Annotated in this window: 13 protein-coding genes; 12 read left to right on the top strand and 1 reads right to left on the bottom strand. The window is 33.0% G+C overall.

Annotated features, from left to right (window positions below; all coding sequences use genetic code 11):
- The first annotated feature begins 17 nt into the window (after window positions 1-17).
- The 12 genes from rfbH to MUCPA_RS17825 all read left to right on the top strand — a co-directional run bounded on the left by rfbH (window position 18) and on the right by MUCPA_RS17825 (window position 12,807).
- A complete protein-coding gene (rfbH, locus tag MUCPA_RS17880; RefSeq protein WP_008508288.1) occupies window positions 18-1,325 on the top strand; it encodes a lipopolysaccharide biosynthesis protein RfbH in 1,308 nt (435 codons plus the stop codon).
- Between the two features lie 112 nt (window positions 1,326-1,437).
- The gene (locus MUCPA_RS17875) at window positions 1,438-2,565 is read left to right on the top strand and encodes an acyltransferase family protein (RefSeq protein ID WP_008508286.1); all 1,128 of its coding nucleotides are present in this window, start codon (window positions 1,438-1,440) and stop codon (window positions 2,563-2,565) included.
- Window positions 2,566-2,626: 61 nt separating this feature from the next.
- Window positions 2,627-3,649, top strand: coding sequence for a glycosyltransferase family 2 protein (locus MUCPA_RS17870; RefSeq protein ID WP_008508284.1), 1,023 nt, complete (start codon window positions 2,627-2,629; stop codon window positions 3,647-3,649).
- Window positions 3,650-3,755: 106 nt separating this feature from the next.
- Window positions 3,756-5,243, top strand: a complete 1,488-nt coding sequence (locus MUCPA_RS17865) for an oligosaccharide flippase family protein (RefSeq protein ID WP_008508282.1) — start codon at window positions 3,756-3,758, stop codon at window positions 5,241-5,243.
- Window positions 5,244-5,313: 70 nt separating this feature from the next.
- Complete coding sequence (locus MUCPA_RS39285; protein ID WP_008508280.1) at window positions 5,314-5,937, top strand: acyltransferase; 624 nt, start codon at window positions 5,314-5,316, stop codon at window positions 5,935-5,937.
- A gap of 1 nt (window position 5,938) precedes the next feature.
- Window positions 5,939-6,862 carry an NAD-dependent epimerase/dehydratase family protein gene (locus tag MUCPA_RS17855; protein ID WP_008508279.1) on the top strand — a complete coding sequence of 308 codons (924 nt, stop codon included), beginning with the start codon at window positions 5,939-5,941 and terminating at the stop codon, window positions 6,860-6,862.
- Window positions 6,855-8,015, top strand: coding sequence for a glycosyltransferase (locus MUCPA_RS17850; RefSeq protein ID WP_008508278.1), 1,161 nt, complete (start codon window positions 6,855-6,857; stop codon window positions 8,013-8,015). Before MUCPA_RS17855 ends, MUCPA_RS17850 begins: the two co-directional genes overlap by 8 nt.
- A gap of 44 nt (window positions 8,016-8,059) precedes the next feature.
- On the top strand, window positions 8,060-9,259 hold the full coding sequence (locus MUCPA_RS17845; RefSeq protein ID WP_008508277.1) for an O-antigen ligase family protein: 1,200 nt from the start codon (window positions 8,060-8,062) through the stop codon (window positions 9,257-9,259).
- A gap of 48 nt (window positions 9,260-9,307) precedes the next feature.
- Entirely contained in the window at window positions 9,308-10,180 is an 873-nt protein-coding gene (locus MUCPA_RS17840) for a glycosyltransferase family 2 protein (RefSeq protein WP_008508276.1), read from the top strand.
- A gap of 25 nt (window positions 10,181-10,205) precedes the next feature.
- The gene (locus MUCPA_RS17835) at window positions 10,206-11,045 is read left to right on the top strand and encodes a glycosyltransferase (protein WP_008508275.1); all 840 of its coding nucleotides are present in this window, start codon (window positions 10,206-10,208) and stop codon (window positions 11,043-11,045) included.
- Between the two features lie 98 nt (window positions 11,046-11,143).
- A complete protein-coding gene (locus MUCPA_RS17830; RefSeq protein ID WP_008508274.1) occupies window positions 11,144-11,893 on the top strand; it encodes a glycosyltransferase family 2 protein in 750 nt (249 codons plus the stop codon).
- Window positions 11,890-12,807 carry an NAD-dependent epimerase/dehydratase family protein gene (locus MUCPA_RS17825; RefSeq protein ID WP_008508273.1) on the top strand — a complete coding sequence of 306 codons (918 nt, stop codon included), beginning with the start codon at window positions 11,890-11,892 and terminating at the stop codon, window positions 12,805-12,807. Before MUCPA_RS17830 ends, MUCPA_RS17825 begins: the two co-directional genes overlap by 4 nt.
- A 3-nt stretch (window positions 12,808-12,810) precedes the next feature.
- Here the strand turns inward: MUCPA_RS17825 and MUCPA_RS17820 are convergent, their stop codons facing one another.
- Window positions 12,811-14,772 (bottom strand): polysaccharide biosynthesis protein, encoded by a 1,962-nt coding sequence (locus tag MUCPA_RS17820; RefSeq protein ID WP_008508272.1) that lies wholly within the window; start codon window positions 14,770-14,772, stop codon window positions 12,811-12,813.
- Window positions 14,773-15,405 lie beyond the last annotated feature (633 nt).

The raw sequence follows: 15,405 nt of genomic DNA, 5'->3' as shown, positions 1-15,405 counted from the left end.
ACACAAAGTAGATAATAATGGCGTTAAAAAACATTACAGATATATCCCTTGAAACTAGTTTGAGGAATATTGCAAAGGCACAAACATCACAAAACATTATTCCAGGTAAAAGCTATATCCCGGTGACAGGAAAAGTTTTGGATGAGGACGATATCCTTTTAGGGGTTGATGCTGCCCTAGACGGCTGGCTTACTGCAGGCAGGTTTGCAAATGATTTTGAAAAGAACTTTGCAGCTTATTTTGGAGCCCCTAAAGTTTTGCTTGTAAATTCAGGTTCATCAGCAAATTTGATAGCGTTTTATGCTTTAACCTCTACAAAACTCGGTGACCGCGCTATAAAACCTGGAGATGAGGTAATTACTGTCGCTGCTGGTTTCCCCACAACTGTAAACCCAATGATTCAGTTTGGTGCTATTCCAGTATTTGTGGATGTAGATATTGCAACGCATAATGTAAAAGCTGAAGATATTGAAGCGGCGGTGTCGCCAAAAACGAAAGCGATTATGATAGCACATTCACTTGGCAATCCATTTAACTTAGACGAAGTAATGCGAGTTGCAAAGAAATATAACCTCTGGCTTGTTGAGGATGATTGCGATTCATTAGGAGCTACATATCGTGGAAAAAAGACAGGTACATTTGGAGATATTTCTACTTTTTCATTTTATCCAGCGCATCACATAACCATGGGAGAAGGAGGAGCTGTATTAATTAATAATTTACAATTAGCCAAAATAGCTGAGAGCTTCCGAGATTGGGGACGAGATTGTTATTGTGAGCCCGGCAGAGACAATACTTGCGGATGCAGGTTCTCTCAACAAATAGGCACTCTCCCTTATGGGTACGATCATAAATACACCTATTCACATATCGGTTTTAATTTAAAAGTTACTGATATGCAAGCTGCGTTTGGTGTATCTCAACTAAAAAAAGTAGATCATTTTGTTAACCGAAGAAGAGAAAACTATAAAGCATTGTATGAACGGATGAAAGAATTTGAAGAAATTTTCATTTTACCCGAAGCCACAGAGCACAGCGACCCTTCGTGGTTTGGCTTTTTGCTCACCCTTCGTGAAGGCGATGCTGCAGATAGGCACATGTTAGTACAACACTTGGAAGAAAAAAAAATTGGCACACGGTTACTATTTGGCGGTAATTTATTACGTCAACCGGCTTACGCAAACATAAAACACCGAACCATTGGCGACCTATCGAATACAGACATTATAATGAATCAATCCTTTTGGCTTGGTGTATGGCCGGGTCTTAACGAAAGCCATTATGATTATATCCATGAAATCATTAAGAACTATATAAATACTTAATCTATTTCATATCGATCAGCCTAACAGAGATCGTTTAATTAAAGTTGAATAAAGGATAAATCAGCAAAAATATTAATTTAATACATTTAATTATAATATATGAGATTAACAAATGACAAATAAAGTACATTTTGCTAATTTAAATCCATTGCGTTTTATAGCGGCTTTTGTAGTTATTATAGCGCATACTGAACAAATCAAATCGGCTAAAGGACTTACAAATGTATATGATATTCCCGCTATCAACATAATGGGGAGTCTGAGCGTAGACTTGTTTTTCGTATTAAGTGGTTTTTTAATTACCTCTCTATTATTTATCGAAAAAGCATCTGTTTTTAACATATCTATAAAAAAGTTTATTATCAGACGTTTGTTGCGCATATGGCCATTATACTTTGTGATAATGATTTTAGGATTTTTTATCATGCCTTTGTTTCCGGTTTTTCAAATTGGAGACCCTTTTGTAAATGTAAATGATCATCTGTTAAGCAATTCTATATTATATTTTCTGTTTCTTCCCCATATACAGTCAATAGCAATTGGTCCAATTTTATATTGTGCGCAGTCCTGGTCAATCGGTATAGAAGAAGAATTTTATATAGTTTGGCCATTTATCGTTAAAAAATTCAATCAGAAAAAGATCGTCTATTTTGTGATCATCTATATTATAATTTATTTACTTTGTTGTATTTTAACAACCATTGCAACTCACAACAAATTGCTTGTTAGCAAGTTTTCTTATGATACTTTATTTAAAGTAATGATAATAGTTAGACAACGCCTAAAGTTTGACTGTTTATTAATAGGCGGGTTATTCGCAATTTTAAATAATAAAATTAGCGATAGAAGCTTCTTTTTGACAAATTCCTTTCAGTTATGTGTCTATTTGGTAGAGTTTATACTATTATTAACTGGTTTTGATTTTCATGGATTTTTTTGGGAGGTGCATGCAGTTTTATATGGATTCATTATACTTAATCTTGTTAGAACGCAAACCAGTATAATAAATCTTGATTATCCAGTTTTTGATTATCTAGGTAAGATATCATATGGAATTTATATGTACCATGTATTCGCTATTAATTTAGTAATTATCGGGTTAAATAAATTTCATTTAATGATAATAGCTTACCCTGTTATTTTTGTTTTGGTAATTTGCCTTTCTGCCTTTTCTTATAAGTTTATTGAGCGGTATTTTTTAACAAAAAAGAATTCCTTTTCTGTAATATCTACTGGATAATTTATTACAAATAATTTCGATTCAACTTTGTAATAAGTGCTATATATATAATGATTATGACGTGTTAAATATCTCTGCCCCATTAAGCCCATTAATAAGTATTTGCATTCCAACTTTTAACCGATGTGATAAGGTTTATAAGTTAGTGAATGACATCTTGATGTATCCGGGAAACGAAATTAATATTTTAGTACTTGATAATTGTTCAACAGATGAAACCAAAAAGTTATTAAGCACAATCACCGACCCAAGATTTTCTTTTGTACAAAATGAAAGTAATATAGGTGGAGTACCAAACTTACTTAAGTGTTTGAGTTTGCCATCGGGGAAGTTTGCATTTCTATGTTTGGATAAAGACTATCTGAACTACCAAAGTGTTGAAAAATTAATAGAACGCTGTAAGAGTGATCCAGAAGTAGTTTTCGGGCATTGCGCATTGAATATTCAACAAGAGACGCCTGATATTGTTTATGATAAACAATATCAATCAATTGTAAATATGGCTTATTTATCAAAGCATCCAACTGGAGTTTTTTACAAAACAGATATTTATGCTAACCTCACTTCGTTGAAAACAATGTTGATTGAACAATCAAACTTCCCATTTTGCGCAGATGTAATTAATGCCGATATGGCCATGCTTGGCAAATCAAAATTAATTAATTTACCCGCTTTTTATACTGAAAAAACAGATGAGGCAAGACATAAGCCATCTTTTACATATAATGCAAGCAACATTTATTTTTCTCCGGCTAAGCGATTATTAGAGTTTGAAACTTACCTGAACAGCGCTCAACAGCTTGGCTTATCTAATTATGAAACATTAAAATTAATAGGAAAAATATATAGTCGAGAGTTGATGTTGTCAACATTCGTCTATAAAAAAATGATGAGCGATCATGCTGTTTGTGACCATCACAGAATCAATACAAGAAAAATTGGTTACTCAGAGATCTTTAAATTGAGTTTCGTCTTCACATTGCACTTCCTGAAAAAAGACATAAGTATAAATTTACTTGATAAAACAATCATTGTTTTATATGGATATATCAAATTTATAGCAAGAATAGTTTTATTAAAATAAATAAAGTCATTTTATTGAGTTTTCCTTGAAGTACCAATAGATTATAATATTGAATATGCTATAACGATCACAAAATTAAAAATGGAAGTAGACAGGGTTATTTAAAATGGAGAATAACAAAGAATCATATAAACAGATATTCAAATCAACCACTATTGTTGGCGGATCACAGATAATAAATATTGCGATCGGTATCATTAGAAATAAAGTTATAGCAATATTGCTAGGTCCGGCTGGCGTAGGTGTTTCAGGTATTTTTCAAACAATAATTGATCTAGTTAGAAATGGGACCGGTTTAGGCATTAATTTTAGTGGAGTAAAAAATGTTGCCGAAAATAATACAGACCCACATCGGGTTGCAAAGACAATACTAATTTTGAGGCGTTGGGAATTTGGCACCGGCTTAGTCGGTATGATTGTGATTATCGTATTGTGTAAGTTTTTTAGTAACTACTCATTTGGGAGTGACGCTTATACCTTCAGCATAGCAATAATGTCAGTAACATTATTAATTACTGCTGTATCTGCAGGGCAACTGGCCATTTTACAAGGCCTTAGGCGAATAGGTGAGATGGCAAAAGCTAACCTATTGGGTTCTGTTTTAGGAACTGTAATTTCATTACCGCTTTTTTGGTGGTTAGGCATATCAGGAGTAGTACCTTCAATGATTCTCACTGCACTTGGGGCATTAACCATTTCCTGGCTATACGCCAGAAGAGTAATTACAGAACCTGTACAGCTATCACTATCCCAAACCTTTACAGAAGGCTTAGGCATGGCAAAATTAGGTTTTTTCATTGTAGTTAATGGGTTTGTTGCCACCGCGTCTTTATATCTAATCAGAATATTGATCAGATCGCACTTAGGCCTAGATTCTGTCGGCTATTTTCAAGCTGTGTGGACAATATCTACAATGTACATTAATATCTTACTTAACTCAATGTTGGCTGATTATTTCCCTCGGTTAAGCGTTATTAAGGACGATAAGATTGCCAGTAACAAATTAATCAATGAACAACTTGAAATGACCCTTTTGGTTGGTACTCCGATGCTTCTACTAATGATTGCATTTTCATCATTAGCCATAAGTATCTTATATTCCAGTTCATTTCATGTAGCAATATCTGTTTTAAAATGGCAAATGATGGCTTCATTTTTTACTTTTATTAGTTGGACAATGGGTGTTCTTTATCTTTCAAAAAACAAAGGGTGGTATGCAATAATTGCTGAAACCATAAGACAAGCAGTTTACATTTCTTTCATTTTCGCAGGATGGAGATATTTTGGATTTAATGTTTTAGGTATTGGATTTTTGGCTGGAAATTTAGCTTGTTTATTTTTTGTAATTTATAGCACCAAACGCCTTAATGCATTTAGTTTTTCGTTCATAAATGTAAAATCTATTTTCTTTTTGGGTGGTTCTGTACTAGCAACTTTGAGCAGTTCATTGTATCTTAATGGTATTTTTCAATATTTTACAAATGGCTTTCTTATACTTTTAACTTTTATTTTTTGTTTATATAGATTGGATAAAATACTTGATATCAGAACTTGGTTCAAAACGCGTTATAAATCATTTAGGAGAATTCAGTGATGTTAGTCGTAAATTACTATACAAGTATTAAATATTATAAATTTTACATCATTAACGCTTAATATTAAATATGCTGTCAGCAATTATCAGCTTTTTACGTAGATACAAACTAAAAATTCTACTTAAAAAAATAAAGAACCATGTACAAATTGGTAACTCCAATTTTTTTGAGATGTTTTCGATTAATTTAATTAAACCTATAAAAAATAAAAAATATGTCAAAATAGGTGATAATACAATTTTAGATTGTCAAATCTTATTTGAATCCTCAGAAGGAGAAGTTACCATAGGTAATAATGTTTTTATAGGGCGAAGTTCCTTGATTTGCAGAAGTAAAATTGAAATAGAAGACAATGTATTCATGGCTTGGGGAAGCTACGTCTACGATCATAATTCTCATTCCCTTGATTATAAGGAGCGGGAAAAGGATATTATTCAACAATTGCAGGATTATAGAAATGGCGCAATTTTTATCGAAAATAAAAATTGGGATGTTGTAGAAACCAAACCTATTAAAATTTGTTCAAACGCTTGGATTGGGATGAATTGTATTATATTAAAAGGCGTAACGATTGGTGAGGGAGCAATAGTTGGTGCAGGAAGCGTTGTGACCAAAGACGTACCTGCATGGACGGTTGTTGGCGGCAACCCAGCGACAGTAATTAAAGAACTTAATGGTAACCTAAAAAGATAAAGTGAAACAAGTTTTAGTAACAGGCACGTATGGTTTTTTGGGACGCCATACAGCTAAAATATTTAAAGAGAATGGCTATCATGTTGTTGGCCTGGGACACGGCAAATGGCATCCCGAAGATTATATTCAATGGGGCGTAGATGAGTGGTTTGAATCAACTATAACTTTTGAATCATTAATGACCATCGATGTGAAGTTTGATGCTATTGTTCATTGCGGAGGAAGTGGATCAGTTGGCTTCTCTTATTCAAATCCTTATGAAGATTTTCAAAAAAGTGTACAAAGCACACTTTCAATATTGGAGTATATAAGATTACGAGTACCAAACTGTAAATTTATATATCCGTCCAGTCCTGCTGTTCAAGGACAGCTTCCCGATAGACCAATTTTAGAAAATGTAATCTCTTCGCCGATTTCACCATATGGTTTTCATAAAAAAAGTGCCGAAGAATTATGTCTATCGTACCATAGAAACTATAACGTCACTGTTGGCATTATCCGTTTTTTTTCTATTTATGGGCCCGGTCTTCAAAAGCAACTGCTTTATGACGCATGCAACAAAATTAAAAATTCAACAGGAAATGAAATTGTATTTTTTGGCACCGGCAAGGAAACACGTGATTGGATAAATATTGATGATGCTACTAGTTTGATTTATTCTTTTACCGAAAATCTAAATCAGTGGGATGTTATAAATGGAGCAAGTGGTGTCAGGATGGAAATCAAAGATACACTTGAACTACTTGCGAGCAATTTTGATAAAAATATAAAAATCAATTTTAACGGCTTTGTAAGGCAAGGCGACCCAATTTATTTTTGGGCAGATGTAACCAAAGCAAAAGCATATGGTTGGGAACCTCAGATACCAATGAACAAAGGTCTCCAAGCTTTTTTTGAGTATTTTAAAAAATTAAAAAATGGTTAGAGTTGCATTTTTGCTTAATTATCCCACGCACTATAAAGGAGCAATTAACTATTTCCGTAATCTGTTTTTTGCAATAGATAAAAATTTAAAACATGAAGTAAAAATTTTTCTATTTGTGCCAGATAATCTTTCACAAGAATATATTGATATTTTTAGTCCGTTCGCTCAAATAATTAAAACCAATATCCTCACGCGCAATTCAACCAAATGGGTAATTGACAAAATTGGAGAAAAGCTTCTTGACAAAAATATTTTATTGGATAGATTGCTATCAAATTATAAAATTGACGTTGTAAGCCACTCAAGTTTTATATCCAAAAAGATAAAAACTGTAAATTGGGTAATGGATTTTCAACATCTTCATTTCCCAGATTTATGGACGAAGAAGGAATTAAAATTAACGAAACAGTTTTTGAACAGGCTTATCACAAAATCTGACAGAATATTTTTAAGTAGTGCCTCTGCTTTTGACGACTTTAAAATGGAATATGATCATCTTACCGATAAAGTAAATATACTACATTTTGTTTGCCAACCGGAAGAGGGCTTAAAAATCGATCTCGATGAAAGAACAAAAAAAGACTTGCTTTCTAAGTACGACATTAACCGCGCCTTTTTTTACTTACCGAATCAATTTTGGTCACATAAAAACCATGAAGTTACCTTTAAGGCAGTGAAAATACTTAAAGATAAAGGGTATTCTCCACTATTAGTCACCTCAGGCCTAATGAATGATTTTCGAAGTAAAAAAGATCATATTCAAGGCCTATTGAATTATATTAAGGAAAACGATTTATCAAGTAATATCTTATTGCTTGGGCTTATTCCCTACAAGGATGTACTTAATCTAATGATACTCAGCCAATGTATAATTAACCCTTCATTTTTTGAAGGATGGAGTTCTACAGTTGAAGAATCTAAAACGATAGGAAAACCCTTGATTTTATCAGATATAAAAGTTCATAAAGAGCAAAAGCCAGAATTTGGAATGTATTTTGACCCTAATAATGTAAATGAGTTATCCATAATAATGGAAAAAGTTATAAACGAAAGCGTAAACCATTACAGTATAGAAGTTGAACAGCTTAAAAAGACTTTGGAAAATAGAACGACTGCCTTTGCTATAGATTTCGCTAAGGGTATAAAATTTTAGACCCAACTATAATATTTATCAATTAAATGGCAAACCAAATGTAAATGCTGCATTCTGTAATAAAATTCTTTTCCAAATTTTTAATATTTGTTCTAATTATAGACCCAGGTGATTTAATTTTTCGTCTTAAAACACCTTTGTTTATAATGATTTTTATTTCTTGGTTTTTACTTAAAACATTCCAGCCAATTGCAATTAACAAGGACACCTTATTTGCCTGTCTTATTTTTTTAATTATTCCAGTATTTGGAATTTGCAGTGCAATTGTTCAAAACACATTTGCAGATCCGACATTCGCACTTGGATTTACTAAATCTTTTCTCATTATAACCTTGCTTATAGTTGTAGTGGACTTGGAAATTCCTTTAGCAAATTATTTAAATCGGCTTTGCATACTTATTCCCCTAATCATAATTCCTATATATATTTCTTTCTCTACAAACCCTAATCTTGCCTTACAAATAGACAGTTACTTAGATGCGAAAGACGTTGCTAAATTTTCTAATAGAAATTATTATGGGTATGAAGTTCTGATGTTGTATTATAGGACGTCACCTTTGCTGCTATTTCCATTAGCATATTACAGTGACAAGCTTTTTGATAGAAAAAAATTCACAGACCTTGTGTTAGTTTTCTTATTTCTGTTTACATTAATATTATCTGGCACAAGAGCGAATATGCTATCAGCCGTAGTCATAGTGGTATACTTTTTGTTTGTTTTTCTTCTCAAAAAGAAAAACAAACTACCGTTGTTTATGGGATGTATAATAGTAGTCCTCGCATTATTATACTTTTTTAAAACGCTATCTTTTGCGGAAACAGATGAATCTTCCACAATTAAATCCGGACACCTTGATTCCTACGTACTCCTCTTTAGACAGCATCCACAATATCTGATTTGGGGCAGCGGTTTAGGCAGCACATTTTACACATCAGGAACAAAAGCTGTTGCCAGCCAAACAGAACTTACTTATTTAGATTTGATTAGGTGGTTCGGCATTCCTTTAACAATCGTTATTTTTGTTATCCTATTATACCCTGTACTTCAAATGTATTTTAGTAGAACGCGTCATTTAAACAACAGATATATAATTATAGCATATTGGGGATATTTGTTTATTGTAGGTACCAATCCGTTATTAGTAAGTTCTACAGGAATGTTGGTGATTGTGATAATGTACTCGTTGTTGGGGAAAAAGCGGATCACGGAAGCACAAGGAAATTCACCTGGATACGTGGCTTAATAAATTACAATAGGCAATAACTAATAACATAATAGAGAAAACTATCAAATGATTCAGAAAAAACATTGCGAGATATCAATTATCATTGTTTTATATAATAGCGAAAAGGTTATAATGGAATGCCTGCAATCCATTACTCAACACATTGATATCGATCCAAACGAGATTGAAATTATATTGGTTGATAATTACCCTGATACTACATTTGAAAATATTATAACACCATTTCAAGAAGAAAGCATTATTAATATCAAATACATTAAAAACCCCAAAAATGGCGGCTTTGGCCAAGGGAATAATCTGGGAGTAAATTATGCAATAGGTAAAATATTGTTTTTTTTAAACCCTGATACAATCCTTACCAAAGGTTTTTCTTTTAAAAAGATCGTAAAAACTACAAATCTAAATCCGAAAATAATATTGGGATTTAGGTTAATTGACTTAGAGGGCAAAGAAAACAACTCGTACAGTAACTTTCCCGAATACTCTTGCCTATCATTCTTCTATAACCTAATTAGAAAAAAAGCTTTTCTTTTACCTAACTTCGTAAAGTTCTTAAATAAAGCAATATGGCCATGGGGCGCTGCATTTGTAATACATCGAGAAACTTTTTTGGAAATAGGCCGATTTGATGAAGATATTTTTCTTTGCAATGAAGAGCCTGATTTAATGAAACGCTTGCCTGATCGTAAAATTGTATTGCTAAATATGAATATCGTTCATCTAGAAGGCCATACAACCATATCTAATGACTTTAGATATAAAGCTTATTTAGACAGCGCTGTTTATTATATTAAAAAGCACAAATTCAACAAATCTTTTTTCTTAAAATCTGTCATTTTCCGTGAAAAACTAAAATATTTTCTAACTAAAAATGAGACAGCAAAAGCAAAATTGAAAATATTGCGAACATACATATAAATTTTAGTAGATTACAATAAGTAAAATGAAAATAAGCATTGCGGTACCAAATTACAATTATGAAAAATTTCTTTCAATTTGCTTAAGTAGCATCAAAAACCAAACCTATACTAACTTTGAGGTTTTAATAGCCGACGGCGGATCTACTGATAATTCGGTACAAATTATTAAATCTTATTGTGAGATGGACAGTCGTTTTAAATTTGTTAGCGACAATGACACAGGACAGGCTGACGCTATTGTAAGAGCTTTTAAATTTGCTACAGGTGATATCTTCTGCTTTTTAAATGCTGATGATCATTACTTGTGCACAGATGTTCTTACTTCTGTTATATCTTCATTTCAAAACTACAAAGATGTAGATTTAATAAGTTATAAAGGCTATTACACCGATGTTGATGGGAAGTATATTAAACCGATTAATTTACGATATCACCCACTGGATTCAATTTCCTTGATGAGACATAGAACTGCAGTTTTACAACCGGCAACGTTTTGGACCAAAGCGGTTTACGAAGCAGTACCTATTGATACAAGCTTCCATTATTTATTTGACGCTATATTTTTTTTTAAAGCCTATTTAATATTTAGCTGGTTGGAACTTGACAAACCCGTTGCGGGTTATAGACTTCATGGCATCAATAAATCATTACAAATAATTCCAAAAAGAATTTTTGAAATTGCGAAGTCAGAGGAGATAAAATGGGGAAAAAATTCATTTAGAGCTTTATATATAAAATTTATTGGACATATAATTTCAATGTTTGTAAAAATACCTTTAGTAGGGAAACCCCTGTGTCGTTTAGTATATAATATAGTCAATTCTATTGCATTTTTGACTTTTTATCGCTTACCTAGTATTTAAGCTAATTTATCATTACCGCGGCAAGAATCTAACTATATCATGAGTTTACATAAGTATTTTTAATTTAAGTTAATTATGCTCTCTTTGACATTTCATTAATGAAAATATCAGTTATTACTGTTGCCTATAACTCTGAGAGATTTATTTCAACATGTATTCAATCAGTTCTAAACCAATCCTATAATAATATTGAGTATATTATTATTGATGGGGCCTCAAGTGATAATACGTTAAATATTATAAAAAAGTATGACAGAATCACTCATTGGGTTTCTGAGCCTGATCGGGGTATCTATGATGCGATAAATAAGGGAATAAGATTAGCAACGGGTGATCTTATTGGAATACTCAATTCCGACGACTTTTTTGCGGATGACGATGTGCTAAATAGAATTGCAGCGCAATTTGCAAACAATGATTTAGAAGCAGTTTATTCTGATATATGTTTTGTAACCTCTGATGATTTACTAAAACCAACCAGGTATTATTCTTCCAAACAGTTTAAGCCCTGGATGTTTAGATACGGGTTTCAACCTGCACATCCAACTTTTTATGTAAAGAGAGAAGTTTTTAAAAAATACGGGATGTACCGAATTGATTGGAAAATATCAGGTGACTTTGAGTTATTAATGAGATTGTTGCTTATAAATAAAATCAAATACAAATACGTAAAGGATATATGGGTTAAAATGCGTACTGGTGGTATTAGTACGTCAGGATTAAAGAGCGTATTTAAAGTTAATAATGAAATTCTAGCTGCTTGTAAAGCCAATAGTATATATACTAACAAAGCTATGATATATTCAAAATACTTTATTAAATGGTGGGGGTTTATATTTAAAAAATGAATGTAAAAATAACAGGATACTCGGGTTTTGTAGGCTGCAATTTAATTAAATATTTAAAGCCATATAGTATCAATATAGGATACATCAGCCGAGGTGAACTTACAAGCAATATTGATCGTAATATACTTAGTTGTGATGCGATTATTCATTTGGCCGGAAAAGCCCACGATCTAAAAAAAACATCTAATCCCGACGATTATTATCAAGTCAATTATCAAATCACCAAAAATCTGTATGATGCCTTCATAGAATCAGATGCTAACAAATTTATATTCATTAGCACCGTTAAGGCTGTTTCAGACCATTTAAACGAGTGTCTGACAGAAGACATCATACCTAGCCCCCAAACCCATTACGGCAAGTCAAAATTAATGGCTGAAGAATACATTCAATCTAAACATCTTCCACCAGGCAAAAGTTATTATATTCTGCGCCCATGCATGATTCATGGTCCGGGTAACAAAGGTAACTTAAACTTATTATATAACTTTGTATCAAAAGGCTTGCCATACCCTTTAGCAGCTTTCGAAAATAACCGATCCTTTTTAAGTGTAGATAATCTTTGCTTTATCATTAAAGAGATTATCGAAAGAGAAGACATTTTGGGGGGCATTTATAATGTTGCCGATGACGGCCCACTTTCGACTACTGAGGTAGTTTCGTTAATATCGCAATTAAGTAATAAAACTCCGAGGTTACTTTCAATTCCTAAAAAAGTGATCGTTTTTTTAGCCACCATAGGGGACACATTCAAATTGCCGTTAAATACAGAACGGCTTGGAAAACTAACAGAAAACTATATTATTAGTAACCAAAAGATTAAAAACGCGCTGAAGAAACAATTACCACTAACATCAAAGGAGGGAATCGTTAAAACAATAAATTCCTTTAAAACAAATATTAAACTTAAATAAGAATTAATTTGTTACAATCTCCTTAACCTCAATTTCCTCCACATCATATTCCTCATACACAGAATTATTACTCTTAAATTCCGGAACAATCTGCTTCATTTTTTTAACAACCAATATATCGTTAAACGACTGGGAGAATCCCAGCAACTGATTGATATTTTCGTTTACGGTGTTAAATGAGTATTCCCTGGTTTTAGCCACCATTATTTTCTCGTGATGTGTTGGCATGGTGTTTTCGGCGTCGTTCAGCAGCTCTTCGTAGAGTTTTTCGCCGGGGCGTAAACCTGAATAAGTGATCTTGATATCCTTATCTACTACAAATCCCGATAGCTTAATCATTTTTTTAGCTAAATCAACTATCTTAACCGATTTGCCCATATCGAAGATAAATATTTCTCCTCCATTGCCCATCGAGCCGGCTTCCAGCACCAAGCGACACGCTTCGGGGATAGTCATGAAATAACGGGTGATGTCCGGATGGGTCACAGTGATAGGGCCGCCTTTTTCTATCTGCGCTTTAAAACGCGGTATAACAGAACCGTTTGAGCCGAGTACATTTCCAAACCTGGTTGTAATAAAGCCAGTTTGTACTTTAGTATAATGATTCTTTAAAAGCGACCTCGGGTTTTTATATAATTTATTTTCTATAGAAGAAGAGTTAAACAACGATTGAACGTAGATCTCGGCAATCCTCTTGGATGCCCCCATTACATTTGTTGGGTTAACCGCTTTATCGGTAGAAATCATTACAAACTTTTTAACACCGTGAATAACCGATAAGTCTGCAACCGTCTTTGTTCCTAACACGTTGGTATTAATAGCTTCACATGGGTTGTTTTCCATCATCGGCACATGTTTATAAGCGGCGGCATGGTAAACATATTCTGGTTTGTAAGTTTCAAATAATAAACTCATACGCTCCATGTTTCTAACGTCACCAATAAAGGGAACAAATTTACAACCCGGGAATTTTTCTTCTAATTCCAATTGCAAGTTGTGTAAAGGAGTTTCAGCCAGATCATTCAAAACCAATAAACCAGGATTAAACTTGATCAATTGCCTAACCAGCTCAGAGCCTATTGACCCAGCTGCTCCAGTAACCAAAATAGTTTCGCCTTTCAATTGGTCACCAATTAAATCATTGCTTATATGGATTGGATCGCGTTCAAGTACGTCCTCAATCTTGATGCTCTTAATATTCTTTGCTTGAAATTGGCCGTTAACCCAATCGGTAACAGGGGGAACGTTTAACACATGTACATTATGGGCTAAACAAACATCAACCAGCGTATTTTTTTGTTCAATATTGATCTCGGTTTTAGCAATGATCACATCGCTGATATTCAAAGAAGCAATTAACCGCTCAATTTCTTTTACGTTATATATCTTTACATTATCAACAATTTTACCGCACTTGCGCATGTCATCATCCACAAAAGCAACGATGGTCATGTTCAAGTCGGCCTCGTGGTCAAGCGTACGTTTGGTAGTTACACCTGTTTCGTTGGCACCATATATAATAACTTTCCTTTTATCCAGCTTCAGATTTTTAAAATACATAAATATGTATTTCACCATAATTCGATAGGTCATTAACGAAAGGAAACACATCAAAGCGTTAATAATCAATATAATTACCGGAATATGGGATACAACGCTATTCTTTACCATAAAATAGCCCGCAAAGAATAAAATTAAATTGCTTACGGTTACCGAGAGACTTATTCTAAAGCCATCCTGAATCCCGGTGTAACGCACTATGCCGGCATAAGTTTTAAAGGCTGCAAATACAAAACAATTGATCAATAAAAAAATCAACAAATCTTGTTTTAAGAGACCAAGATTTAATTTCTCCAGGTGGAAATTATATTGAATAAGGTTAGCGAACGCGAGAGAAATGCTGCAAACCCCAAGATCAAGTAATACGATTACCCATCTTGGTACAATATTAATTTTTGTAAACATTATGTAGACGTTTTTTATAGATAGTTTTTGTCAATCAAATTAAAATATGCTGTCACTTAAAAGAATTAGACAGATTAACCGTAAAAAGGTTTTATAATTTTTTACAGTTTCATTTTCAATTTGACAAACACTAGAATAAATTGTTTGCGAAATTACAAATTAAACATTGAATTAAGCATATTCTCATATTATATAACAATAGTGTAATTGTATCATAATACTAAAACACCGAATATCTTTATCAAGATTTTAAATTTTTCAACCCTTAAATTCGAAATTAGTGCAATTTGCCTATCTTTTAAAATAGAGATCGGAGTACTTAAGTTGTTCAAATAACAAGTAGAGCTATCAATTAAAATAGCTATTAGCAAGTACGCTAATTGATGGTGTATAAAATATATCCACAACTTTGGGGCATGGCTTGCATCGCCGCTAACGCCATAAACAACATCCTAAAATACGCCTTAACAATTTGAAATGTCAAATATCAACCAGAGGGTTAATTGTTAGCTTACAATCCGTGGGTAGGCTACTATGTAACAACAGCCACACAAATCCTTCCCAAAACTGTACTACTTTCCAAAATATAGAAAAAAGCAACTATCCTAAAAACACAAACAATCTAATAATCAA

This window comes from Mucilaginibacter paludis DSM 18603, from assembly GCF_000166195.2.
Taxonomy (GTDB): Bacteria; Bacteroidota; Bacteroidia; order Sphingobacteriales; family Sphingobacteriaceae; genus Mucilaginibacter; species Mucilaginibacter paludis.
The sequence above is the reverse complement of the archived record's forward strand: the minus strand, read 5'-3'. Positions and strand labels throughout refer to the sequence as shown.

Bases quoted from the DNA above. Each gene is read 5' to 3' on its own strand.
- MUCPA_RS17835 (WP_008508275.1), top strand. From the start codon at position 10,206: ATGAAAATAAGCATTGCGGTACCAAATTACAATTATGAAAAATTTCTT.
- MUCPA_RS17845 (WP_008508277.1), top strand. From the start codon at position 8,060: ATGCTGCATTCTGTAATAAAATTCTTTTCCAAATTTTTAATATTTGTT.
- MUCPA_RS17850 (WP_008508278.1), top strand. From the start codon at position 6,855: ATGGTTAGAGTTGCATTTTTGCTTAATTATCCCACGCACTATAAAGGA.
- MUCPA_RS17875 (WP_008508286.1), top strand. From the start codon at position 1,438: ATGACAAATAAAGTACATTTTGCTAATTTAAATCCATTGCGTTTTATA.
- rfbH (WP_008508288.1), top strand. From the start codon at position 18: ATGGCGTTAAAAAACATTACAGATATATCCCTTGAAACTAGTTTGAGG.
- MUCPA_RS39285 (WP_008508280.1), top strand. From the start codon at position 5,314: ATGCTGTCAGCAATTATCAGCTTTTTACGTAGATACAAACTAAAAATT.
- MUCPA_RS17865 (WP_008508282.1), top strand. From the start codon at position 3,756: ATGGAGAATAACAAAGAATCATATAAACAGATATTCAAATCAACCACT.
- MUCPA_RS17830 (WP_008508274.1), top strand. From the start codon at position 11,144: ATGAAAATATCAGTTATTACTGTTGCCTATAACTCTGAGAGATTTATT.
- MUCPA_RS17820 (WP_008508272.1), bottom strand. From the start codon at position 14,772: ATGTTTACAAAAATTAATATTGTACCAAGATGGGTAATCGTATTACTT.
- MUCPA_RS17825 (WP_008508273.1), top strand. From the start codon at position 11,890: ATGAATGTAAAAATAACAGGATACTCGGGTTTTGTAGGCTGCAATTTA.
- MUCPA_RS17840 (WP_008508276.1), top strand. From the start codon at position 9,308: ATGATTCAGAAAAAACATTGCGAGATATCAATTATCATTGTTTTATAT.